At 37.4% G+C, this 24,690-nt stretch carries 20 protein-coding genes and 1 pseudogene; 9 read left to right on the top strand and 12 right to left on the bottom strand.

Annotation, left to right across the window (positions count from 1 at the left end; genetic code table 11):
• Position 1: 1 nt before the first annotated feature.
• Complete coding sequence (locus ACZLO7_RS04215; RefSeq protein WP_464938819.1) at positions 2-1,144, bottom strand: DUF445 domain-containing protein; 1,143 nt, start codon at positions 1,142-1,144, stop codon at positions 2-4.
• A gap of 96 nt (positions 1,145-1,240) precedes the next feature.
• Complete coding sequence (locus ACZLO7_RS04210; protein ID WP_464938749.1) at positions 1,241-1,630, bottom strand: ferritin-like domain-containing protein; 390 nt, start codon at positions 1,628-1,630, stop codon at positions 1,241-1,243.
• A gap of 70 nt (positions 1,631-1,700) precedes the next feature.
• Here ACZLO7_RS04210 and ACZLO7_RS04205 point away from each other — a divergent pair, with 70 nt between their 5' ends.
• On the top strand, positions 1,701-1,904 hold the full coding sequence (locus tag ACZLO7_RS04205; protein WP_464938748.1) for a YheE family protein: 204 nt from the start codon (positions 1,701-1,703) through the stop codon (positions 1,902-1,904).
• Positions 1,905-2,240: 336 nt separating this feature from the next.
• Here ACZLO7_RS04205 and ACZLO7_RS04200 read toward each other — a convergent pair whose 3' ends face one another.
• The 3 genes from ACZLO7_RS04200 to ACZLO7_RS04190 form a co-directional block, all read right to left on the bottom strand.
• Positions 2,241-2,960 carry a YgaN family protein gene (locus ACZLO7_RS04200; protein WP_464938747.1) on the bottom strand — a complete coding sequence of 240 codons (720 nt, stop codon included), beginning with the start codon at positions 2,958-2,960 and terminating at the stop codon, positions 2,241-2,243.
• Positions 2,961-3,171: 211 nt separating this feature from the next.
• The gene (locus ACZLO7_RS04195; protein ID WP_464938746.1) at positions 3,172-3,933 is read right to left on the bottom strand and encodes a hypothetical protein; all 762 of its coding nucleotides are present in this window, start codon (positions 3,931-3,933) and stop codon (positions 3,172-3,174) included.
• A gap of 20 nt (positions 3,934-3,953) precedes the next feature.
• Positions 3,954-7,763, bottom strand: coding sequence for a DEAD/DEAH box helicase (locus ACZLO7_RS04190; RefSeq protein ID WP_464938744.1), 3,810 nt, complete (start codon positions 7,761-7,763; stop codon positions 3,954-3,956).
• Between the two features lie 579 nt (positions 7,764-8,342).
• Between ACZLO7_RS04190 and ACZLO7_RS04185 the strand changes: the two are divergent.
• Positions 8,343-8,660, top strand: a pseudogene (locus ACZLO7_RS04185) (transposase); the annotation flags it as partial.
• A gap of 143 nt (positions 8,661-8,803) precedes the next feature.
• Here the strand turns inward: ACZLO7_RS04185 and ACZLO7_RS04180 are convergent.
• Complete coding sequence (locus ACZLO7_RS04180) at positions 8,804-10,069, bottom strand: MFS transporter (RefSeq protein ID WP_464938818.1); 1,266 nt, start codon at positions 10,067-10,069, stop codon at positions 8,804-8,806.
• A gap of 145 nt (positions 10,070-10,214) precedes the next feature.
• On the opposite strand from ACZLO7_RS04180, the gene ACZLO7_RS04175 reads away from it, so the two are divergent.
• Positions 10,215-10,376, top strand: a complete 162-nt coding sequence (locus tag ACZLO7_RS04175; protein ID WP_511261381.1) for a hypothetical protein — start codon at positions 10,215-10,217, stop codon at positions 10,374-10,376.
• 53 nt (positions 10,377-10,429) lie between these two features.
• On the opposite strand, the gene ACZLO7_RS04170 is transcribed toward ACZLO7_RS04175, so the two are convergent.
• Both ACZLO7_RS04170 and ACZLO7_RS04165 read right to left on the bottom strand, forming a co-directional pair.
• Complete coding sequence (locus ACZLO7_RS04170) at positions 10,430-12,178, bottom strand: ABC transporter ATP-binding protein (RefSeq protein ID WP_464938743.1); 1,749 nt, start codon at positions 12,176-12,178, stop codon at positions 10,430-10,432.
• Entirely contained in the window at positions 12,178-13,917 is a 1,740-nt protein-coding gene (locus ACZLO7_RS04165) for an ABC transporter ATP-binding protein (RefSeq protein WP_464938742.1), read from the bottom strand. The genes ACZLO7_RS04170 and ACZLO7_RS04165 overlap by 1 nt, the downstream gene beginning before the upstream one ends.
• Positions 13,918-14,512: 595 nt before the next feature.
• Here ACZLO7_RS04165 and ACZLO7_RS04160 point away from each other — a divergent pair.
• From ACZLO7_RS04160 to rsgA, 3 genes are all read left to right on the top strand, one after another.
• On the top strand, positions 14,513-15,862 hold the full coding sequence (locus ACZLO7_RS04160; RefSeq protein WP_464938741.1) for a hemolysin family protein: 1,350 nt from the start codon (positions 14,513-14,515) through the stop codon (positions 15,860-15,862).
• A gap of 87 nt (positions 15,863-15,949) precedes the next feature.
• Entirely contained in the window at positions 15,950-16,846 is an 897-nt protein-coding gene (locus ACZLO7_RS04155; protein WP_464938740.1) for a cation diffusion facilitator family transporter, read from the top strand.
• A gap of 539 nt (positions 16,847-17,385) precedes the next feature.
• Positions 17,386-18,468, top strand: a complete 1,083-nt coding sequence (gene rsgA / locus ACZLO7_RS04150; RefSeq protein ID WP_464938738.1) for a ribosome small subunit-dependent GTPase A — start codon at positions 17,386-17,388, stop codon at positions 18,466-18,468.
• 52 nt (positions 18,469-18,520) lie between these two features.
• Here the strand turns inward: rsgA and ACZLO7_RS04145 are convergent, their stop codons facing one another.
• Together ACZLO7_RS04145 and ACZLO7_RS04140 are read right to left on the bottom strand one after the other, a co-directional pair.
• Positions 18,521-19,168 (bottom strand): response regulator transcription factor, encoded by a 648-nt coding sequence (locus ACZLO7_RS04145; protein WP_427750351.1) that lies wholly within the window; start codon positions 19,166-19,168, stop codon positions 18,521-18,523.
• An 11-nt stretch (positions 19,169-19,179) separates the two neighbouring features.
• A complete protein-coding gene (locus ACZLO7_RS04140; protein ID WP_464938737.1) occupies positions 19,180-20,295 on the bottom strand; it encodes a GAF domain-containing sensor histidine kinase in 1,116 nt (371 codons plus the stop codon).
• A gap of 584 nt (positions 20,296-20,879) precedes the next feature.
• Between ACZLO7_RS04140 and ACZLO7_RS04135 the strand changes: the two genes are divergently transcribed.
• The 3 genes from ACZLO7_RS04135 (at position 20,880) to ACZLO7_RS04125 (ending at position 22,684) form a co-directional block, all read left to right on the top strand.
• On the top strand, positions 20,880-21,305 hold the full coding sequence (locus ACZLO7_RS04135; RefSeq protein ID WP_464938736.1) for a disulfide oxidoreductase: 426 nt from the start codon (positions 20,880-20,882) through the stop codon (positions 21,303-21,305).
• Positions 21,306-21,776, top strand: coding sequence for a thioredoxin family protein (locus tag ACZLO7_RS04130; protein ID WP_464938735.1), 471 nt, complete (start codon positions 21,306-21,308; stop codon positions 21,774-21,776).
• Between the two features lie 62 nt (positions 21,777-21,838).
• Positions 21,839-22,684 carry an RluA family pseudouridine synthase gene (locus ACZLO7_RS04125; protein WP_464938734.1) on the top strand — a complete coding sequence of 282 codons (846 nt, stop codon included), beginning with the start codon at positions 21,839-21,841 and terminating at the stop codon, positions 22,682-22,684.
• Between the two features lie 751 nt (positions 22,685-23,435).
• On the opposite strand, the gene ACZLO7_RS04120 is transcribed toward ACZLO7_RS04125, so the two are convergent.
• Together ACZLO7_RS04120 and ACZLO7_RS04115 are read right to left on the bottom strand one after the other, a co-directional pair.
• Positions 23,436-23,567, bottom strand: coding sequence for a hypothetical protein (locus ACZLO7_RS04120; protein ID WP_464938733.1), 132 nt, complete (start codon positions 23,565-23,567; stop codon positions 23,436-23,438).
• Positions 23,568-23,827: 260 nt separating this feature from the next.
• Entirely contained in the window at positions 23,828-24,658 is an 831-nt protein-coding gene (locus tag ACZLO7_RS04115) for an aldo/keto reductase (protein ID WP_464938817.1), read from the bottom strand.
• Between the last annotated feature and the right edge of the window lie 32 nt (positions 24,659-24,690).

Below are 24,690 nucleotides of genomic sequence, written 5' to 3'. Positions count from 1 at the left end.
TTTATTTAATCAATGTCATGATAATACCTTGAACAACCCCAATGATACCACCAAGTACGAAACCTAAAACTGTAATCATTTTAAATTCTCGTTTCGATATACCCAATACTAAATCTTCAAGTACTTCAACAGGGAAAGTATCCACTTGTTCCCGTACTACTTCTTCTAAATTTAATCGTTTTAAAACATCTTCCAATTTTGCTTCTGCTTGTACAAAAGCATTATCAATTACCTGGGGTACAACATGTTGTTGCATCCATTCAGCTCCACTTGCCCAATAATGTACAATTGGCTGGTCTAGACGATTTTCAATTCGCAATTCACTCTTCACATAACTTTGAATCGCATTTGTCGTAGAATTGAAATCTAAATCACCAACGAGCTGAGTAATCGTTTGATCTTGTAACTTACTCCACTCATTCGTTAACATATTCGAAACGAGCACAAATGTACCATCTGCATTAAGAAATTTTTTAATTTCCTTTTGAGCTTTGTTAACTATTGATGATGAATCGCCTAAGAACATTTGAATCATACCACCAAGCGTTCCTTTTGTATCAAGAAAATCGTCAATTAATCGTTTGACTGTCTGATAGCCTTCTTCTGATTCAAAATAAACATCGCCTTTATTTAAAATATAACGTGCGATATCAGGAATTTTTGTATTCGCCTTCTCTTGCCATCTTTCGGGTACAAGTTCGCGTACCGTTTTAGTAGATAGCACATTTTGTACTTTATCTACTTGATCAATGATTAAAGCATCAACTTTGTCTTCAATCGCTAAGTGGATATTTTCAACACCCGCTTGCTTAAGCCAATCATTGATTGTTTTATCATCTGTAAATAAAGTTGTTTCTATTTTTTCATTTAACCATTGTTCAATTTTCAAACGAATATCATTTGAAAAGAACTTTTTGCGAAATGTTTCAGGTGTGAGAAGATAATTCACTACTGTTTTCCCTAATTGTTTTGCTAAATCATCTCGGCGTTTCGGAATTAACCCTGGTGTAAAAGGAACACGCCAAGAACCAATATAAATTGCTTTATGTGGCCTAAAGAGCATTTTAATCGCTAAATGATTCGTAAAACCACCAATGACTGCTCCAATTACTGCCATAAATAGTATTGTTACGAACACACCCATATACTTCACCCATTTCTTCAAAAACTCTCCTACATTATAACAGACAGTCTAGTAGGTGAGAATTAATAGCTATTGAAGTTAGGGATTTCAAGCTATTTATAGAGCATTGTAAATTGTTGAAAAGCGAATCGCGTGCTCCATCTCATCTTGCATAGCGATAAAAAATGGATATTGTCCTTGTTGAAGTGGTGTATTTAAGAACATTTCTTTATATAAATCCGTCGCCTCCAACCTTTCGCCAATTGCTTCTTTAGCACAAGCTTTAAGGTTTTTACACGGTGGTCTTTTCGTTAAATTTTGTACATATCCTTCAGTCATCATATAATAAAGCTGTTGGAACATTTCATAATGACTCTTCTCGTCAGTCATTGCATGCTCGATATAAGATCTCCATGTCGGATCCTTTGTCAGCTCGAGCATCGATTTGTACCAAAAATAAGTCTGATATTCATCTTGAATCGCTTTCTTTAGCTGTTCTTCAAACATACCGCCATCTCCCATACGCTTTTTCACACTATATGCGAACGGGACCGACACTATGAAAAGAGGTATACATATGATTCAACATTTCAGCTTCAAACCACTATTCGAAAATACCAAATTACCAGGCTGGCAAATCGCCTTTTTCTACAAACACCAACGATACGAAGGCGAATACCAAAAAGACGGCTCCATCATCTGGACAGGACCAACACCTCCAAATGATGAAACTGTTAAGAAAATGATACATGAACTAATGCTTTATCATGTGTATGACTAACTAAATGCTGAAGGCGCTCGTTTAGACTCGACAAGCACTGGAACCTTCGAATCGAAAACGTCTTTTCAGTTTTCGACCGAGAAGGTGGAAGTGACCTCGAGAGTCTAGCGCCTGAAGCTGGATATCTAACTTAATGCTGAAGCGGCCCGTTTAGCCCTGACTAGCACTGGAAGGCTCGAATCAAAAGCATCACTCCAGCTTTTGTCCGAGAGACCGAAGTGACCAAAGCTGCTGGCGTGTGAAGCTGGATATGCTGATTAAGGAAGGCAACCTAAATGCGCGACATCGTGTCGCAACGGTTGCATGACCAACATCCTGTTGGCCCATGGCGCTCGTTTAGCTGCGAGGTCGTTGGAAGACGGAAGCCAAAGTCGCTCGGTTTAAGGAACGTAACCTAAGTTCGCGACGTCCTGTCGCAACGGTTACGTGACCCACATCCTGTGGGCCCTCAGAAAATGAACAGCGTACAAAATAGACAGCAGGATACTTCGACGTTTTTTCTGCTAATTCATTAGGGTTATTATATAAATCCCAATCACCAATAGAAATATCTTGATCTTGCTTAGAATAAATCACTTGTGCTAACACCATATCTTGCTCTACCTTTACTTTTTCTGAAACAATATTTGCTGAACCAGAAGAACCTGTTTTTGGCAGTTTGATATTACCTTCACTAGAATAAATTGCTTTATCATCTATTAAAGCGACTCTAACAATGGCGTTAGGTTTTCCATTTGGAAGTCTCTTGAAACTTACGACAAACTTACCCTCTTCTTCAATTCCCACGCTAATAGCTACTGCTTCCTTTTCTTTTAGTTGACCAAATTCATATTTCTCTACCCATAATTTTGCTGACTTCCACTTCTCACCAACTTTAAATTCATGTAAAAATGTTGGATTATCACCATCACCTGCGACGGCCTGAATTAAACTTTTCTCTCGTTTTGAAAGCTCTAAATGTTGAATATAGCTTTCGCTTATTTCCTTATCTACTTTCTCATTACACCCCACTAATACAAAAACAGACAAACAAGCAGCCAATAGTATCTGTTTCATTAATATAACCCCCAGTTCATTGAATAGCCCCCTTCATTATCCATCAAACAACATAAAAGGTAAATATTTCATTTAGTTTATCGGTATTTAAATAAGCTCATAAAATCATCGTTACTTAACTACAATTGCCACAAAATAAAAAAGCATTATTAAAAGTCCACTCCTTCAAAGAGCCCCTAATAATAATGCCTTCTTTAATAATATGTTCTAGTTATACCTTTAAATACTCTTCTCTCCACTTAACAACTTCTTTTTCAATTAGCAACTTCTCCAACTTTTCATCCCATTGAGATAATAATGTATTCCAAACTCGGACGAAAAGAAGGTCTTGTTCTCGGTTGTATAAAATGAACTCCAGACAAGGTATATCATTAATTTGCTGTGCTTCTTTTGATAAAACTTCAGTAATAACCGTTTGTTCTTCTCCTTCTTCTTCTGATTCTCGGCTATTTTGCAGAACTTCTATCAATTCGTCCTCTACAAATTTTAACGTCTCCTCAGGTTCCTCTGAAGCATATCGAAATAGATCTGGTAACTCGTCATACTCATTCATCTGATCTATTTCAACAGGCAAAAATGCCTCATGGCAAGCGCTATAAAGTAACTGTTGGGTTTCTATTTCTTGCTCTTCTTCAAATACACCGTTTTCGAGTTGGATTTTACCTTTAGATGTAAGAAGATAGTATTCCTCTCCTTTTTCAATCAGCCCTGTCTTCGTTAAACTGCTTAGTAGGTCTTGAATGAAGAGATCCTCAACTAACAGTAGTTCAGCTAATTCGGTAGCATTTGAAATTTCTGCTTGTTGGAAAGTCAGTAGTGTCATTTTCATTAAAATATCCATTTTTAAGCGTTTCACTGGTTGGTAGGTGACGTCAATTGTTTGCACGGGTACGCACCAGCTGGAATTTTTTAAAATCTCCACTTTTCCATTTTGTAATACTTCTCGTTGTAATCTTTTTTCAAGAGCTTTCAAACTCGGTCCTCCTTTTCCTTTTACTCTTTTACATTACCGTCTTGGTCTCGGAGGCCATTTTGTTCTTTCACTGTTTCTAATAATTGACTATACATATCTCTCGCATGTCTCTGTTTCGCCCTTTGTGTAAACATTTCAGTACTCCCTACAAGAATGAGCATTTCTCTCGCTCTCGATAGAGCCACATTTAATCGACGATAATCATTAGCAAAGCCGATATCGCCACCTTTATGTTGTGTATTACGAACCATACTTACGATAATAACGTCCATTTCCATCCCTTGGAACTTATCAACAGTTCCCGTGCGTAGATGTAAATGTTGTAGATTTAACTCTTGTTGGATAAGACGGTCAATTTTTTTAACTTGCTCTCCGTAAAAACTGATAACACCAATACTTTTACGTTCATTTTGCATTATCTTCCCTGCCGCTTTAGCCATCTCTGTTGCTTGGTCTAAATCTTGCAGCATATGACGAATTGTATCCAATTCACCTTGGTTAAAACGGCTTTTACCATTTTTCATTTGTTCTTCAAAATACGGCGCTTCATTTGGCATATCGATCCATAATAAGTGATCTGCTCGCTTTACATAATGCCCTTCTAGGAAATGGTCTCGAACATTATCTGAATCAATTAGACCACATTGCAATTGGTCATCTTCATTTTCATAAAAAGGCGTAATTGTTTTCATAATATTCTCGTGCATACGATATTGAATGGCTAGCATTTGTTTATTATCTCGAGGGAGGTTTTTAAATAGTCGTTCGAATAGAGATTCTTTTAATAATTTTTTTAGCTCTGCACTTTCTTCTAGTGCATCACTTTCATCTATAATAGCCTTTAATGTTTCTTCTAACGTATCGTCCCCAACTAATGGGGGTAGCTGATGATGATCCCCTACTAGTATGATTTTCTTTCCTTTTAACATTGGCAGCAACAATTCTGGTGGTGTTGCTTTTGATACCTCATCGATAATAACGACATCAAATGTTGGGTAATTATCCATAAATTCTTTACGAGCTGAAGCTACACATGTTGTCCCAATAACATTTGCATGTCGTACATACATTTTGCGAATTTCATCTAAATCATGCTCATTGGCTTCTTGTAATAATGTATACCATTGTTTTTGTAGCGCTTGTTTAATAGGTAACTGCGCTTTGTTATGCAGTAGTTTTGTTATTTTCTCTGTAAGCATTTTAATAGCATAATCTGTTTGTAATTGTTGGTCTTCATAATCTTGGTCAAGGATTTCTTCTAAAGCTTTTAAATTCTTTTCTTGTTGTAAGCCTTGAGAATTGATCTCTTGAATTACTTGTTTCTTTTCTTCGAGTTCACTAGCTATCGAAGTTCTTTCTTCCATTAACTTTTGATGTTGTTGCTGCATTTGTTCTAACTGAGGCATTGTTTGCAAAACTGCTTGATAGGTTGTTTTAACATGCTGTACTTCTAATTCTAGCTTGTGTAACAGTGCTGTTAGTTGCTCTGTATTGCTAGAGATAGGTACGTCCGACAAGTTTAATTTTATTTGGTCATATCGTTTTTGAAGCTGGGCTTGTTTATCCTTTAGTAGCATCCCTTTATTCGTTAAAGTACTTTTCTTTTGCTGTGCGTTAGTTAATACTTCAGTTGTTTGTTTAATCACTTCTCTTTTAATCATCTCAAACAATCTAATAGCTTCTTGTTTTAATTGTTGTAGGATGACACCTTGTTCCCAAACAAATTTCCTTCTTAAATAAAGTCGCTCTAAATGCATCTTTAACTGTGCTGGATTCACAACTTTTTCTGTTATTAAAAACTGCTTCATATAATCTATCGCTTCATGCACTTCTCGGATAGAATAGGATGAATAGCTATCTTCTGAACGTGCGTTAACTTGTTGCAAAATAATTTGAGCAGCCTGCCCCATTTGCTTCTCTACATAGTCAATCGCTGCTTTCAACTTATTATTTACAGCCATCCAATCGTGATAACTAACCATTTGACTTTTAATTTTTTCTAATGCATTAATCTGGCGTTCAATGATGAATCCCATTGGAATATCATACTGTTGCATAAAATTAATTAGTTCATCAACTTTCGTAAAGTCTTTTAACGCATGTTGCAATTGATGTAGTTCTAAAATATTTTTTTGCCAGTTCATATATTCTGTACGAGAAACATTTAGTTCTACATTAACAGTATTCAATTCCTCTTTAGCCTGAAGGTATAGCAATTGATTTCTTGTTTGTTCAATTTCATTTGCTAACCGATTAGTCTGCTCAAGTAATTTTTCACTGGATTCATTTGTTTCAAGAAAATGCTCTAGCTCTTCTACCTTTGCTAAGACTTGCTCGTATTTATTGGCTACTTCTCCAAAATGTTCTTCAAGGTCCCGAAGCTCTCTTCTTAAAGTTCCTAGTGTTTTCTTTAGTTTTTGAATTTCTTCAGTAATAGCTTCAGACTCGATTTTTGCTTGTTGTTGTTCTACTATTTTTTCCTTGATAACTAATAAACGGGATTCTAATGTTGGAAGTTCTTCTTCACATGCCGCTAATGTAGAAGTAAGTTCAGATTCATGAGTAGCGTGCAACGTTAGCTCCCGCTCAATATCTTGTAACGTTTGCGCTCTCCAATACTCTGCTACATTTTCTTCAATAAATTTCTTACCTTCTTCTTCAATACTTTCTGTTCGACCAAAGCGTAAAATGCGAATGTCTTTATTTGAAAGTAGTCGACTTAATGCATTATCTACAGCTAAGTTAGACTGAGATGCCACTAATGTACGCAAACCTGCCTTCGCATTTTGTTGGCAAATTTCTGAAATAACTGTTGTTTTACCAGTTCCAGGAGGTCCTTGAATAACATATAAGTCTTCAGCAGACATGGCACCAATCACTGCCTCCTGCTGAAATTCATTTAAACGGTTATGAAACTCTAGTTTTGCTCGTTTCTTTGGTGCTTGGATTCGAGGTCGATCTTCAAATAAAATCTTTTCTAGATTGGCATTTGCTGCTAAGCCTTTTTCTAAATCAGCAAACCCCTTACGTAACCTTCGAATCTGGCTTAAAGTAGCGAAATTACTAAAGATGACTTCTTTTATCTTTGGTTTTAGCTGATTTTTGCGAAGTTTCTCCCTTATATAAGGACGTAGTTCAATTTCTACCGTTCTGTTCGCACGATTTACTTTTAATACTTCACCAAGTTCATCTCTAGAGTCTTTAAATTTAGCACTTAAACCCTTTGCTTTATTCCATTCATTATCCTTTAAGCCACTACAATTTAGAGTTATTCTACTGAAATCTTCATTAACCGAAAGCTTTGAAAATGATGCTGTCATATCTTCTATCGTGGCATCACGCTCTTGAATTTTCAAATAACCTTCCCAGCTAGAAATGCGTTTTCTAACATATTCTGAACGCTCTTCAGCTATTGGTAACTGACGAATTTTAGAATGGAGTTCAATTGGCAATCCTACTGTATTTTTAGGAGTTGTCACGAATTCTAACTGAGTGGCAAATCTTCTATTTGTCCGTACAGGAACCCTAGAACTAATAACACGGAAATTTGTGGCCAGTAGCCCTTCATATTTCACAATACAATTCATCACTGCAACTTGACTATCTAGCTTCTCAGCAAGGTTCGTATTTGCTACATTGTCAAAATAAATTGTAATTGCTGTCTCTCCTTGTGCAGAATTACTCATTCTTTCAATATGTACTAAAAACGATTTTTGAATATGAAAAAAAGCATGCTCATCTTTTGACCATGCTAAAATTCCTTCACGTGCTTTGTTTGTCATGATTAGGTTTGTGCGCACTGTTTCAATTTTAGCTACTACTTGTCCCATGAACATATCTTCCTCTCTTCGAAATTGGTTAATTTTTAAAAACACTAATTTCTATAATAGCAGTTTTGCTATCGTATTTGAATTTTCGAACGTTAGAAAGGCGATGGTAATTGATGTATTATGGAATAATTATTGATCTAACTATAAAAAACATCTAAATGTTGATTTATATCTATCACAACATGTAGGGCACTGAAAAAGTCCATAAAATGAATTTTAGCCATGACGGAAAAGTTAATTTGTTTCTGCCATAGCTTCTTCTTCGATGCCGTTAATTTCCGTTCCGGCGGACGCTTTCCTGGGGGCGAACCTTGAGCCTCGTCGTCCGCTAATGCTCCTGCGGGGTCTCAAGATGTTCGTTAGTTCCCCAAGGAGTCGCCGCCTGCACTCCAATCAACTCGTTTTTCTGAGTTTTTCATTCTTTCCGATTCACACCTAACCCTTTATTATGAAAGGACTAATTCAAAGTGGTGCTGTCTATGATTTCCAAACAAGAAACATTCACTCTAAGCCCTTATATGGCGCTTTACGATTAAATTGTGCCTAAATATGCTTCGTCAACTCAAGGAACTCGTTATGTATTACTTTGACATAGAAAAATGTAAGGTTTGTCCATTTATAAGTTAGCTGTTATAAAGACGATGCCAAAAGAAAAACGTATTCCGTTTCCATAAAATCAATCGAACATGAAGAGCAAGCAGCTTTTCAAGAAACGGCAAGATTTAAAACCTTAGTGAAAAAGCGCTATAAAATTGAAGTGAAGAATGGTGAGTTGAAAAATCCGCATGGCTGCAATACGGCAAAATCGGCGGGTTTATTTGGCCTGTAAGTCCACGGAACTACAACAATATTGCGGTGAAATTGAAACGTATCTTGAAGCTATTAAATGAACAATAAGGGAAATACAAAAAAACACCGGCACTTTCTGTTCAAAATCGAACAAAAAGTGCCGGTGTTTACTATTGAAGAACATTACATTTTAAACCGTAAGTTTTTCAGTACCCTCTACAACATGTAGATGTTTTTTATTCATATGTTTTTCATGCCTCAGCCAGTTTTTTATTCCGTCCAAACACCAGATAAAAATAAGTCGATGCAATTAAGTACAATATCCCTGTAATCGTAAACGTATAGGCATAGCCCCAGTAGTGCCCAAACCTCGTAACAAAGAAGGCAGCTGGTAGCCCCATGGATGCCCAGCCAACTTGGAATACCATTTGATTAACTGAGTTTCCTAAACCTTTATATTTATCATGCACAATTTCCATAGCAATAGCCGATTGGATTGGATTTGCCGCATTCATCAATGCTTGGCGGAATAAAAAACCAATAGATGCTACAAATAAAGAATTCGTAAATGCGGTTAAAAATAGAAATGGAATGGACAAAAACTGAAATATAATAATAGCTCGTACTTCACCTACACGTTTAACTAGTGCAGGTCCTATCAGCATTGCAACAGCTGTCATTGCTGATCCTAGTGCCAAAATAAGTCCGATATATGCGTTGGATGCATTAAAGCGATTGGCAAAATACAAATTTAAATATGGAATGACCAGCCCAGAACCTATTCCAATAATCAATTGTGCTAAACCAAATAGTACAATAATTTTTATATTTTCTTTAAAGCTCATACTTTTTTTCGATTCTTTTACTACATCTTTGATAGAAGCTACTGAATCTATTGCAACTTTCTTTTCCACCTTCAAGCGGAACAATGGGATTAATCCAATGAGAAAGAATGCGACTCCACTATATAGTGATATTCGAATTCCTTCGACAGCAGACAATTTCAATAGAAAACTTGCACTGTCGGCTACAACTCCACCAAGTAAATTCCCGATAAAGCCTGCAATTGTCATGATTGAAAAGTGTATACTAAATAACTTCATTCTTTCGGAAGCCTTTGAGTTTTCAGCTAAAAATGGTACCCCTGAAACTTGAGCTACAGCCCATACAATTCCAGTTGCGAATGCTGCCCAAAGCATCGGTTGCTCAACAGTGACAATACTTCTATAGAAAAGTGTGATGGCTGTTAATGCTGTTCCTATAATAAGCGCCCACTTACGTCCAAAGCGATCACTTAGTAGACCCGCTGGAATTAGTATTATTGCGGTTGCTAATGCAGTCATTGCAATAACATTTCCATTAACAGCTTCCTTCATGCCTAATTCCCGAATATATAAATTATACATAACACTGAATACGCCCATTCCTATTTGAATAAGTATATTCCCAATCATGAACAATTTTATATTTCGATTAAAAGATTTGATACTATGTAACCAATCCTGCCACCAATTCAGAAGATACACCAACTTTCCACCAACTAATTAATTCGTTACCCTAAATATACGAGTATCGTCATAAATTTGCAATAGCTACTTGCATCAAATACACTAACCTTAATAAATATTTCATTATATTTCTCAAATCGGAGGATACATTGGTATGCCAGTAGTAATCTATTATTTAATCTTCTCCTTCTTTGTATCACTACTAATTAGTGGCATATTAAATGTCTTTTTGGAAACCACTTCAAAAATGAACTGGCTTACCTCTATTACCTTTTGTGCAGTTCTTTCTATTTTAATCGCCACTATATTGAACTAATTATTCCATTAAAAGAGACCCTTCATTGCATAAGCAATTGAAGGGTCTTCATATTAACTGATATTTTTTTCACCTGATTGGAGTTTATACATTTGTTCATAACGCCCGCCTTGTTTCAGTAGCTCGTCATGTGTACCCTGTTCTACAATTTCACCACGATCTAATACTAAAATACGATCTGCATTTTTAATAGTAGAAAGTCTGTGCGCGATGATAAATGTTGTACGTCCTTTTTTCAATACATCCATTGCGTGCTGTATGATTTCTTCGGTTTCTGTATCAATATTCGAAGTTGCTTCATCAAGGATTAAAATTGCAGGATCAAAGGCAAGCGCTCTAGCGAATGAAATCAACTGTCGTTGACCAGAAGATAATGTACTACCTTTCTCAATCACTGGCTCATCTAGGCCCTTCGGCAAATTTTTCAAAACGCGTTCACCACCGACTGCATCCAATGCTTTCTGCACGGTGTCACGTGTAATCCTAGGATCTCCTAAACTAACATTCGATTCAATTGTACCAGTAAATAAATAAGGATCTTGCAATACAATTCCCATATGCTCTCGAATGGTTTGACGAGAGTGCTCTTTAATGTTGATACCGTCGATTTTAATTGCACCTTTTGAAACATCGTAAAAACTGAAAAGTAAATTCATAATAGAACTTTTCCCAGAGCCAGTATGACCAACAAGAGCGACCGTCTCTCCTTGCTTTGCTTCAAAATCAATATCCTTCAGCACATATTCTTGCTCCTTATAAGCAAACCACACATGCTCAAAGCGAACATTCCCTTTATATCGAGGAATGCGTTTATCTACTACGGGTTCCCCTGGCTGATCTAATAACTCAAAGACACGCTCTGCTGCAACGTTCGCTCTTTCTAAGCGAGCCAACTGATTAACAATTCCAGTTACAGGATTAAATAAACGTGTAATATAATCAACAAAAGCATATAGCATACCGACTGAGATAGCAGCTGCTCCATCTAATTCAGCACTGCCAAAATACCATATAAAGAGGACAAATGTAAGCGAGCGAATAACACCTACTAAATTGTGAGATGTAGCTGCATCTAATATAAGCAACTTATTTTGATAGCGGTAATGTTCTTCATTTAATGCCGCAAATTCATCTTCAATTTGTTTTTCACGACCAAAAGCTTGAATGATTGTCATCCCATTAATCGATTCATTGATCATACCATTCATATCCGATACTTTTCCTCGCACGATATGATTATATTTGGAAGCATACTTACGATAGATAATCGTCCAAACAATCAAAATTGGTATTACAAATAAGGCGATTAACGCCATCTTCCAATCAAGGAAGAATAACGCGATATAAATACCGAAAATCGTCATGAAGCTCGCAGCGAATTGTGAGACAACTGTTACAAACAAATCACGAATGGCTTCCGTATCATTTGTAACACGTGCAACTACTTTTCCAGCCGGCAAATTATCGAAATAACGAATCGGCAATGTTTGGATATGTTCATATACTTCATTTCGCATTTTTTGGATTATACGATTTGCACCCATTTGAAGCAAAAGATATTGACCATAGCGGAAAATAGCTGCTACAACTGCTAATCCAAAGAATACAGCCAATAAAATGGCAATCGGTTGAAAATCAATTCCTGCAACTTCTGCTTTTGCAATATGCTCATCAATAATTTTCTTTGCTACTAATGGTCCCGCTAAATCTGCAGCAACAGCAATAGCTAATAATAACAGGCCTGAAATAAGTAGCTTTTTATACATCAAAGCATATTGAAATAATCGTTTACCAGTACCCATTATTTCACCCCCTCAACTTGCTGACGGTCATGCTGTTCTTTGTACCAGCCCTCTTCTTCAAGCAATGTTTGATGTGTACCTTCTTCAACGATACGACCATCCTCTAATACTATGACCCAATCAGCATGTTGAATTGCCGATAAGCGATGTGTCACAATAATGGTCGTTTTATCGCTTCTAGCTGTTTGGATATTTTGAATAATGGTTGCTTCTGTTTTAGCATCAACAGCAGACAAGGAATCATCCAATATTAATATCTCTGGATCACGAATTAATGCGCGAGCAATCGAAATACGTTGTTTTTGCCCTCCGGATAATGAAACCCCTTTTTCTCCAACTAGTGTTTGCAAACCGAGTGGTAGCATTTCTAAATCACGCTCAAAGTTTGCTAAACGAATTGCTTCATGTAATTCGTCATTTGTTGCATTCGATTTACCGAACAAAATATTCTCTTTCACTGTTCTTGAAAATAATACGTGGTCTTGAGGTACATAACCTATCCAGTTACGAACCTGCTCCTTCGTTTGATCATGTATCGGACTATTTGAGACAAATAGATCGCCTTCACCGTTTGGATATTCACGTAATAGCTGTTTAACGACTGTCGTCTTTCCACTACCTGTTTTCCCAACAATTCCAAGCGTTTGCCCTTTTTTCAAAGAAACTTCAAGGTTTGCCAGGTTAATAGAAGCTGATTGTGGATATTGGAATGTCACATCTTTGAAAACAATAGACTCTGGATTTTGAATAATTGTTGGAGTTTTTGGATCAACAACATCTTCTTTCTCGTCTAATGTTTCCTGTACACGATCAAGCGACGCATTCCCTCGTTGCATAACATTGATGAGTTCTCCAATTGCAAACATTGGCCAGACAATCATGCCTAGATACACATTAAACGTAACTAGTTCACCTAAAGTCATTTCCTGCTTAGACACTAAATAAGCACCGAAGCCAAGACCAATCATGTAGCTAAGACCTGTTAAAACCTTTGTGATTGGGTTAAATAATGCATCGATTTTCTCAACATGCATATTTTTTTTGTAAACGTCTTCTGTCATTTCACTAAACTGCTGCTCTGTAGCACGTTCTTGAACGTATGCACGAACAACACGTACACCCTCTACTGCTTCAAGGACGCTATCGTTCATTTCGCCAAATACATCTTGAGCTTTCATGTAGCGCTCATGAATTCTCTTACCAAGAATTTGCATAACAATTGCTAAAATCGGTAATGGCAATATAGCAGCTATTGTTAGCTTCCACGAAACAAGGAATCCCATTGTTAGTAAAATTGTTAATAAGTATAATGTCGAATCAATTAGCGTCATAATTCCAAAACCAGCTGTTTCAGAGACAGCTCGTAAATCATTTGTAGATCTCGCCATCAAATCTCCTGTGCGATTTCGTTCATAAAAAGGTGGTGACATTTTCAAAAACTTTGTCATGAGCTTTGACCGTAGTTTTCGCTCGATTACATTCGCTCCACCAAATAATTGATGTTGCCACACAAAGTTGACGATATACGCCAATATCAAAATAACTAGCATCGCAGCAATATAAAGCATAAGAGACTGACTAGTTATTGTTTCTGAGTGGATTGCATCAATCGATTGACCAATAATCCACGGCGGTGTCACTTCAATAGCGTTAGCCACTAATAATAAGGCAATAGCTATTGTATAACGCTTTCGGTTTTCTTTAAAAAACCATTTTAATTTAAATAATACATCAAACATTTAATATTCCTACTTTCTTATTTGGTTTTACACTAACCGTCTTCAATCGAATCCTTGTTAAATTTCTTTCTCCGCTTTTGAATATACATATTCAGCTCTCCTCATTGAATTTTGCACTCGTAATTCACTTAAAAAGGCAACAAAAAAAAGCGTATACTCCTTTCAGAGCATACGCTTTTGAAAAAAGATATAGGCACCTACACCTATACCGATTATTTACATAAGTTAAATTACAGACTTATTTCTGAATAGGTAGGCGTGGATTCATTATTTAGTTGTACAATTAAACTTCTTAACTTTTTCATAATCCATACCTCCATTTCCATAAATTATTTAGTGCCTCTTAATATTAGCACTCCGAATTTTGAATTGTCAATACTTTTAGAAAAGAATGAGTAATTTAATTTTATTCTTACTTTTGACAACATTTCATTCTTTAACAACCAATTATTATTAATAGGCAAAATAAAACATGTAGATAATTTGTTTTTTAGCGCTACTTGTCTTATCATTATATTACTTAACTATTTTTAATATCACAGGAGGTGTACACTTTGTTCTCTCCCCTCATTTGGGTCTGGAACAAAGGAAGTCTTTGGACATAGCCATACGGTTGACAGCATTTGCTGTCTTGATCGCATGTTCGGCTTTTTTCGTAGCAACTGAATTTTCTATCGTTAAAGTCAGAACAACTCGAATTGATCAGCTTATAGCTGAAGGTAACAAAAAAGCTTTAAAAGCAAAAAAAGTAGTATCTAATTTGGATGAATATTTATCCGCTTGTCAGTTGGGAATTACGATTACTTCTTTAGGACTTGGTTGGCTCGGTGAAGAGACAGTATCGATCTTATTAAGACCGATATTTGATTTGTTCGCACTCGAAGGAAATGTGACATCTGTTCTATCCTTTGTGCTATCATTCTCTATTGTGACATTTGTTCACGTTGTAGTTGGTGAATTAGCACCTAAAACGCTTGCCATTCAAAAGGCAGAGTCTGTAGCATTAGCAACAGCTGGTCCCTTGATTACGTTCCACAACGTCATGTATCCATTTATTAAAGCATTAAACTTCTCCGCACGCTCATTATCATCACTTTTCGGTTTAAAGGATGTTTCTGAATCGGAAGTAGCAATGACTGAAGAAGAGTTACGCATGATATTATCGGATAGCTTGAAAAGCGGTGAAATAAATCAGTCTGAATATAAATATGTGAATAGCATTTTTGAATTCGACGATCGTATTGCCAAAGAAATTATGGTACCTCGTACTGAAATCATTAGTATTGAAAAAGAATTGACACTTAAAGAAGTTTTCGAAGTGATGGGCGTCGAGCAATATACACGCTACCCTATTATTGATGGAGACAAAGACCATATTATTGGTCTCGTTAATATGAAGCATCTATTAACTGCTTACATTAAAGACCCCGCTAATGGATCTAAATCGGTGTTGGAATATATGCAGCCTATCATTCGAGTCATCGAAACAATCCCAGTTAGTGACTTATTGTTGAAAATTCAACGAGAACGTATTCATATGGCCATCTTAATGGATGAATACGGTGGTACTTCTGGCCTTGTAACAATCGAAGATATTATCGAGGAAATTGTCGGTGATATTCGAGACGAGTTTGATGCAGACGAGATTCCTGAAGTCCGTAAAGTAGATGAGCACCATTTTATCTTCGATGCCAAAATGTTAATTGAAAACGTAAATGATTTCCTTAACATTGACATTAATGAAGATGATATCGATACTATTGGCGGTTGGTTTATGACCAAAAACTTTGATGCCGTTAAAGGCGAAGTAATCACTGAACAGGGTTATGAATTTATCGTAAAAGAAGTAGATGGTCATCATATCTTATACTTAGAAGTTATTAAGTTACCAGATGAAACCAGCAACGATACATTAAACAATGAAAGTTCATCTTTAGAACATTAATAATGAAAATTTAACAAAGAACGACGCACACTCCTAATAGTGTGCGTCGTTTTATATTGCCCAGAAATCTTGCAGGGAGGAAACATTGTGGAGTTATATACAAATTTAAGACAAGGGGAAAAAGGCGCTTGGCTAAGCATAGCCACTTATCTTATGCTCAGCACTGCCAAGCTCACAATTGGTTTTATTGGTGCATCCACTGCATTAAAAGCTGATGGACTAAATAATACAACAGATATTATCGCTTCTGTAGCAGTTCTAATCGGGTTGCGCATTTCACAAAAGCCACCAGATGGAGATCACCACTATGGTCATTTAAGAGCTGAAACGGTAGCTTCTCTAATAGCATCATTCATTATGGCAGTCGTTGGTTTACAAGTTTTGTTCAGTTCAGGTAAAAGCTTTATCGATAACAACCACTCATCCCCTTCCCTGTTAACTGCAGTTGTTGCTATTATTAGTGGTATTATTATGTATGGTGTTTATCGCTATAATTTAAAGTTATCTAAAAGGACTAAGAGTTCTGCTGTTAAAGCTGCTGCACTTGATAATCGTTCAGATGCATTAGTCAGCTTTGGTACTGCCATTGGTATTTTAGGTGCAATTGTCGGTTTTCCAATAATTGATTCCGTTACTGCAATCATTGTTGGTATTATCATTATTAAAACTGCTTACGAAATATTTTTTGAAGCTGTCCATACATTAACTGATGGCTTTGACGAAGAAGAGGTTGAAACATTATCAACACTTGTCCGTAATGTAGATGGTGTTATTCAACTCGTAGATTTTAAAGGACGTAATCACGGGAATATGGTGTTTGTAGATTTAACTGTCACCGTTAACCCTGAGCTAAATGTTTGGAAAAGTCATCAAATTACCGAGGATATTGAAAATACGATTCGTCTAGCTAAACCGTTGACAGTTGTACTTGTCCATATTGAACCGGATGGTTTAATACATGAGAATAATTCCGCTTTAATGTAATTTTTTGATAATAATTGAATATTTATGTTGACATTATATTTCCATTTTGATAATCTAATAACAACTTTAAGGAAAGCAGGTGAGGTTTTATGACAAATTTAATGAGCATTGCATCAACGCAAATCGGTTTGTTACAAAATACTCGCCATCAGTATGCTTTTTAAGGATACTTTCCTTTATTGTGCGTGTATAAACTGTAGCTGCCGATTTGCAGCTACAGTTTTTTTATTTTAAATGCTTCAGGCGCTCGTTCAGCGGCGAGGTCGTCAAAGTCGCTCTTTGACTTTGAGTGCCCGGTTGAAACGACCCGAGCCGTTAGCGCCTGAAGCTGGATATGCTTAAATGCTGAACATGCCCGTTTAGCTACGACAGGCACTGGAGGGCTCGAACACAAGACGCTTTTTGTCTTGTGCCGAGAGATCGAAGTGACCCGAGGAGCTGGCGTGTGAAGCTGGATATCTTAATATGCTGAGGACCCTTTCAAGAAATATAGTCGCCTCAGCTCAATATCTCTACACACACAATAGGAGGATTTACAAATGACAAAATTACAAGATTTCGGCTGGAATACAACTTGGGAAGAAAAATATAGAATTGCCCAAGTTTCAAATAAATTAGCAAAAACAATTCCCGGACGTGTATTACTAGAGCATAAGCATTCTTACCGAGTCATTACTGAACAAGGAGAATGGCTTTCTAGTCCCTCTGGAAACTTCCAACATACCGCTTTTGAACGACGTGATTTCCCTGCAGTTGGTGATTGGGTATTAGTTGAACAAATGCCTGGTGAAGAAAAAGCGATTATTCACGCTGTATTGCCTCGCACTTCTTTGTTCTCGCGTAAAGTCGCAGGGGCTACTACTGCAGAGCAATTAATCGCAGTCAACGTTGACATCGTTTTTTTAATTATGAGTTTGAACTTAGACTTTAATCTACGGAGATTAGAGCGATATTTAATCGCTGCCTGGGACTCAGGTGCGACTCCAATCATCGTATTAACGAAAAAAGATTTATGTGATGATGTAGAGCCATTTATTCAAGAAGCAGAATCCGTTGCTTTTGGTGTCCCCATCTATACAGTAAGTAGTTTTACTGGTGAAGGTATTAATGAACTTCAACAATTACTAGTGGATGGCAAGACAGCTGCACTTCTAGGTTCATCTGGTGTTGGAAAATCTTCTTTAACCAATGCATTATGCGGCACTGAAGTAATGTTCGTCCAAGAAGTTCGTGAGGATGATGATAAAGGTCGCCATACCACTACTCACCGAGAATTATTTAAAATTCCAGGCGGTGGTTTATTAATTGATACCCCCGGAATGCGTGAGTTTCAATTGTGGGATCAAGGTGAAAGCTTAGATAGCAGTTTTAAAGATATAGAAGAATTATCAACTCAGTGTCGTTTTAGAGATTGTGAACATAAGCGTGAACCTGGATGCGCCGTACAAAATGCTATTCATGAAGGAACGCTGACAAACGAACGATACAACAGCTATATAAAGCTAAAACGTGAATTAGCTTATATCGAAAGAAAGACTAACGCTCAAGCACAAATTGCTGAACGTAATAAATGGAAACAGGTTTCAAAAACCATACGCCAAAAACCACAGAAAAAACGTTAAAAAAAGCTGTCTTATTAGTCATATCGATGACTATAAGACAGCTTTTCTTCTATTATTGTTCACTCGATTCAGTTAAGCCATGCTTTACTGCATAAAGTGCCGCTTGCGTGCGATCTTGTACTTCTAACTTAGAGAAAATATTCGAAATATGTGTCTTTACTGTTTTCTCTGTAACAAATAGTGAGGATGCAATTTCTCTATTACTCTTACCTTTAGTTAATTCAGCTAGTACATCACGTTCTCGAGGTGTCAAAGTATGCTTCATATGTGGCAAATCTTCTTGCATTTCACGACTTTTAATAAGTTGTGTTGTCGCTTGTGGATGCAATGTATTTTCCCCTGCCATTATTCTACGAATTGATGTCACCAATTCATCTGGTTCAATATCTTTCAACTGGTACCCTGCAGCACCAGCTTCAATCGCTGGGATGACATGATCACTATCGGAAAAACTTGTTAGCATTAATACTTGCGTGTTAGGGAATTTTTCCTTAATACGCTTTGTAGCTTGGATACCATCTAACTCTGGCATGACCAAGTCCATTAAAACGATATCCGGCTTTAATTCTGATGTTAATGCCACTGCTTCCTTACCGTTTTTAGCTTCACCAATAACCTCTATATCCTTTTGCGTTTTCAGAAAAAATAATAATCCTCTTCTTACAACATGGTGATCGTCTGCGATTAATACTCTAATCATCGAAATCCCCCTTAATATGGTAGACGAATTAAAATTTCCGTTCCCCTTCCAATATTGCTCACCCAATCAACCTTACCGCCTAACGCCTTCGCACGATCTCTCATACTTTGCAAACCAATTGATGGCAAATTCACATGTAAGTCTACTTGGAATCCTCTACCTTCATCTTTAATTACTAACAACACATCTGTCTGTGTAATAATGACAAAAATTTCTGCATCCTTTACTCCCGAATGCTTGCGTACGTTATTTAGTCCTTCCTGTGTAATACGAAATAACGTTTCCTCTACACGAGAAGGCAATTGTAAAACACCTGATACATTCACAGATAGGTTAAGGCCTAACATTTCTGCATAACCTTTAATTGCCTCCATTAAGCCACTTTCTAATCCTTTAGGACGTAACTGCCAGATTAAAGCACGCATTTCTGTTAAGGCTTCCTGTGTTAAATTTTGAATTTCCTTAAACGTTTCCTTCAATTCTGATTGCTCAGCCATTTCAATTCCTGCACGAGATGTTAACGTAACAGAGAATAATAATTGATTCACTGAATCATGTAAATCTCTCGCCAATCGATTTCTCTCTTCTACTAGTGCCATCTGCTGTTCTTGTTTTGTTAGTAAAATTCGTTTAATCGCGGATCCCATTTGAAAGGCAACTGATTCTAACAGAGCAAGCTCATCATCAGAAAAACTGATGGTGTTTGGCGTAGCTACATTTAATAGTCCAAAGCGCTCTTGTCCTGATTGCAAGGGGACTGTAGCATGATGAGTAATGCCTCCATCACCCTCTAGTTCAGCTGCGTTGGCACTTTCAATACGTTGACATTCAATTATATTAGATGCTTTTTTTAATTCATTGTTCCGATATCGTGATACGCACCAGCAGCCACCCTTTTCTAAAAAATGACACTTATTATGCTTTAAAGCTTGTGGCAAATTATCATGTGCAATGAGCTCATGTTTACCTTTTTTATTTATAAAAAATACCCAACCTGTTTCAAAATTCGTACCTGCTAAAAACTTTCGCAAAGCGCCTTGCAACATTGCTTGAATTTCAGTTTCTTCATTTAGAAGTTCGGCAATTTCCTTGAGTAAACTGATGTTAGAATGATCATTTGGCTGCATGTAATTGCCTCCTTCCTTTTTCCATCCATAAATATATTGTACCTACTATGATAACACTGCCTGTCATACCTTCGCATGAAATAGCTCTCATCCTTTTGACTGAGAAAATAGAAAAAATCACCTTATCTATTCATAAAACAAGATATGACGACGATCTTTTAAATAAGCAACAATAACACTTATCGTTGGCTCCTAAAACTTCAAATCAACATCATCAATGAATACTTCACGAAGTGATTATGATAGATTGGAATACGTTCCCCTAAATAATAGATTTCGAATGAATTGACGAGCCAAATCTATTCATGCATCATAAAGACATTGCCCCACTTTCATTCATTGATAATTTGAGTCTTCTATGATTTCGATTCCGTATAAATTATAGCTATCTAGATTATGCTTGATAATATACCCATTATCCGTTACATCTGAACACCTATAACGAACATCATTAGTTATTCAGACATTACACCTTCATAAGAAAGCTCTTTAAAAGATTTTTTTATCAAGGATAAATATTTTACATATATTCTCATTCCCTATATAATTCAAAGGGAAATACTCTAATACTAGGAGATTTATATATGACAAAAAAAGTTGAAAATAGTTTACTATTCATATGGGTTGTCTCATTGGTCGCAATGCTTGGCTCCCTGTTTTTTTCAGAAATCCAACAATACGAACCTTGTAAACTTTGTTGGTATCAACGTATTTTAATGTACCCAATTGTCATCATTACAACTGTGGCTTATATTCAAAAAAATGCACGTATTGCGGTAACCTTAGCTGTTTTCTCCATAATCGGGGGCTGTATTTCTATCTATCATTATGGCATTCAAAAGTTCGAATTTTTATCCAGCTCTGCAATTACATGTGGTCGTGTGCCTTGTACAGGGCAATATATTAACTGGTTTGGCTTCATCACCATCCCATTCCTTGCATTAACAGCATTTGTCTTAATCGCTGGAGCAAGCTTTTACTTGTTAAAAGTATCGAAGGAGGAAAAGTAATTGAAAAAACTATTGATCATTGCCGGCGTGATTGTAATCTTATTTGGACTAATCATCTTCTTGAACAATCAAGGAAATGAAGAAAAATTAAAAGCTAGCGTATATGACAAAGACGATTTAAAACAATCTACAATTGATTTACTTAGTGATAAAAACTATCAAAACATCATCACACCGACAGAACTTGAGAAAAAGCTATCTAAAGGCGACCCAACAGTGGTATACTTCTTCAGTCCAGAGTGTACACATTGTAGAGCTGCAACACCTAAATTAATGCCATTAGCAAAAAAATTAGGTGTACACATCGATCAATTGAACTTACTGGAGTATGATTTATTTAAGCAGTACAAAATCGAAGGAACGCCAACACTTTCTTACTTTAAAGATGGTAAAGAGATTCAACGTATGGAAGGCGATGCTGATAAGGCTACTTTCGAAGCATTCCTAAAACAAACTGATCTCGTGAAGTAATACAACTAATAAGGATTATGTTGTACAAACAACGTAATCCTTATTTTAATGGAGGAATAATAATGAACCAATCTTGGACTTTTACGATTTTACAAGATAACCAAACAATTGAAGAGCTACTCCGTGCGCAGTGGAGGCTTGGTAAAAAGACTGTACATGAATTACGTATGACAAAAGCCATTTCAGATACAAATGGTGAACTTTTACAATGGAAGGACCCTCGTCCAAAAGGTATGGAAATCGTCATCACTATGGATGTCCCTGAATCTTCATATGAAGCAACTCGTGAATGCGAAGTTAAAGTAGTGTACGAAGATCCACATTGCTTAATCGTTTCTAAACCAAAAGGTATGGCTACCCATCCAAATGATCTTTGGGATCGCTTTACATGCATGAATCATGTTATGAAATATATACAAGACCAAGGTGGCGTGTACGCAGAACATGTACATCGTCTGGACCAAGGTACAGCTGGACTTTTACTCGTTGCTAAACATCCAATCGCAAAATCTATTTTCGACCGTTTGTTAGAAGAGAAGAAAATCCTTCGCGTTTACGAAGCTGAAGTTCAAGGTCATATGAAAGAGCGCAAAGGCACAATTCGCGAAGCAATTGCTAAAGATCGTCACCATGGTACTCGACGTCGTGTTGCACCCGAAGGACAAATGGCTATTACAAATTTTGAAGTTGTTCGTCATCTGCAATATTCAACAATTGTCAACCTTGTATTAGAAACAGGACGTACGCATCAAATTCGTGTCCACCTTTCGCATATCGGTCACCCAATTGTTGGAGATACTTTATATGACGCAAGAGAAACAGCATCTGGCGATTATTCTCTACACGCAAGAAAACTCCAATTTACTCATCCATTCACAGATAAAAAAATGGAGATTATTGATCAATAAATATTAATATAGTATCTCCGAGCAGTTTATTGCTCGGAGATATTTTTCTATTTATGGGCAGGTGCTACTCTCTTTGGCTCTGGCTTTGGCGCTTCTCGCTCCGGCTTTAGCGCTTCTCGCTCCGACTTTAGCGCTTCTCGCTCCTGCTTTAGCGCTACTCACTGGCTTTAGCGCTACTCGCTCTGGCTTTGGCGCTACTCACTCCTGCTTTGGCGCTACTCACTGGCTTTAGCGCTTCTCGCTCCTGCTTTGGCGCTACTCGCTCCCGCTTTAGCGCTACTCACTCTGACTTTAGCGCTTCTCGCTCCTGCTTTGGCGCTACTCACTCCGGCTTTAGCGCTACTCGCTCTGGCTTTAGCGCTACTCACTGACTTTGGCGCTACTCACTCCGGCTTTGGCGCTACTCGCTCTGGCTTTGGCGCTACTCACTCTGGCTTTAGCGCTACTCGCTCCGGCTTTGGCGCTACTCACTCCGGCTTTAGCGCTTCTCACTCCGGCTTTGGCGCTACTCGCTCTGGCTTTAGCGCTACTCACTGGCTTTAGCGCTACTCGCTCTGGCTTTGGCGCTACTCACTGGCTTTAGCGCTTCTCGCTCTGGCTTTGGCGCTACTCACTCCGGCTTTAGCGCTTCTCACTCTGGCTTTAGCGCTTCTCACTCCGGCTTTGGCGCTACTCGCTCTGGCTTTAGCGCTACTCACTGGCTTTAGCGCTTCTCACTCCGGCTTTGGCGCTTCTCACTCCGGCTTTAGCGCTACTCACTGGCTTTAACGCTACTCACTCCTGCTTTGGCGCTACTCACTCCTGCTTTAGCGCTACTCGCTCCTGCTTTAGCGCTACTCGCTCCTGCTTTAGCGCTACTCGCTCCTGCTTTGGCGCTACTCACTGGCTTTAGCGCTACTCGCTCTGGCTTTGACGCTACTCACTTCCGCTTTGATTTAACTGAAGCAATAAAAAAAAACGCAAGAAGAAAACACAATATTTTTCTTCTCGCGCTTTTTATTTTTTTCGCTTTTGGCACATCCCTGAAAGCGTACCTCTTTAGAATTTATTCTAGATACCAAGCTTCAGGTGCTAGCCGCTCGTTACGTTTCAACAGTTCTCTCGAAGTCAAAGAACAAATCTAGCTTCTATCGCTTTTCAACATTAAAACTTAAAACTAAAGTTATCAGGATGTGCGCCGGTTCTTTCGTCTTTGTTTAATGCACTTATCAATTGCATGTCTTCATTTGTCAGTTCAAAATCGAATACTTCAGCGTTTGCTTTTATACGACTCGGTGTTACAGATTTCGGAATAACAATATTACCCAGCTGTAAATGCCAACGAATTATAACTTGCGCTGCAGATTTTCCGTATTTTTGGCCAATACTAGAGATAGCTGAATCTTCTACAATTTTGCCTCTTGCTAATGGAGACCATGCAGTAACGGCGATATCATTTGCTGCACAGAAGTTACGCACTTCTACTTGTGTTAAGTATGGGTGTACTTCGATTTGATTGACCATCGGTTTGACATTAGCTTTAGCAAAGATTTCTTCTAGATGGTGAATTTGGTGGTTAGAAACACCTGTTGCACGGAGTAGTTTTTCATCATAAAGGCGTTCAATCGCACGATATGTGTCTTTATATTTTTCAGGTACTGCCCAATGTGTTAAATATAAATCTAAATAGTCCATATCTAATTTCTTTAATGATACTTCAAAAGCACGTAAAGTTTCATCATAGCCTTGATCTGTGTTCCAAACTTTTGATGTAATGAATAAATCTTCACGTTTTACATTAGAAGCTCTGACTGCTTCCCCAACCTCTACCTCATTGTTATAAAGTGAAGCCGTATCAATTGCGATATAACCTGTATCAATTGCAGTAGTCATCGCTTGAATCGCCTCTTCACGATCCGTCATTTTGTACACGCCAAGTCCAAAACGTGGCATTTCCACGCCGTTATGTAGTGTTTTCGTAGATGCAATATTCAACACATAGCACAACTCCTTCTAATTGATTAATT

Source organism: Viridibacillus sp. d25.2, assembly GCF_055456015.2.
The sequence above is the reverse complement of the archived record's forward strand: the minus strand, read 5'-3'. Positions and strand labels throughout refer to the sequence as shown.

Excerpts from the sequence above, each read along its gene's own strand:
- ACZLO7_RS04200 (WP_464938747.1), bottom strand. The coding sequence starts at position 2,960 with ATGAAACAGATACTATTGGCTGCTTGTTTGTCTGTTTTTGTATTAGTG.
- ACZLO7_RS04125 (WP_464938734.1), top strand. The coding sequence starts at position 21,839 with ATGAACCAATCTTGGACTTTTACGATTTTACAAGATAACCAAACAATT.
- rsgA (WP_464938738.1), top strand. The coding sequence starts at position 17,386 with ATGACAAAATTACAAGATTTCGGCTGGAATACAACTTGGGAAGAAAAA.
- ACZLO7_RS04215 (WP_464938819.1), bottom strand. The coding sequence starts at position 1,144 with ATGGGTGTGTTCGTAACAATACTATTTATGGCAGTAATTGGAGCAGTC.
- ACZLO7_RS04135 (WP_464938736.1), top strand. The coding sequence starts at position 20,880 with ATGACAAAAAAAGTTGAAAATAGTTTACTATTCATATGGGTTGTCTCA.
- ACZLO7_RS04165 (WP_464938742.1), bottom strand. The coding sequence starts at position 13,917 with ATGTTTGATGTATTATTTAAATTAAAATGGTTTTTTAAAGAAAACCGA.
- ACZLO7_RS04210 (WP_464938749.1), bottom strand. The coding sequence starts at position 1,630 with ATGTTTGAAGAACAGCTAAAGAAAGCGATTCAAGATGAATATCAGACT.
- ACZLO7_RS04140 (WP_464938737.1), bottom strand. The coding sequence starts at position 20,295 with ATGCAGCCAAATGATCATTCTAACATCAGTTTACTCAAGGAAATTGCC.
- ACZLO7_RS04170 (WP_464938743.1), bottom strand. The coding sequence starts at position 12,178 with ATGGGTACTGGTAAACGATTATTTCAATATGCTTTGATGTATAAAAAG.
- ACZLO7_RS04205 (WP_464938748.1), top strand. The coding sequence starts at position 1,701 with ATGATTCAACATTTCAGCTTCAAACCACTATTCGAAAATACCAAATTA.
- ACZLO7_RS04175 (WP_511261381.1), top strand. The coding sequence starts at position 10,215 with ATGCCAGTAGTAATCTATTATTTAATCTTCTCCTTCTTTGTATCACTA.
- ACZLO7_RS04190 (WP_464938744.1), bottom strand. The coding sequence starts at position 7,763 with ATGGGACAAGTAGTAGCTAAAATTGAAACAGTGCGCACAAACCTAATC.
- ACZLO7_RS04145 (WP_427750351.1), bottom strand. The coding sequence starts at position 19,168 with ATGATTAGAGTATTAATCGCAGACGATCACCATGTTGTAAGAAGAGGA.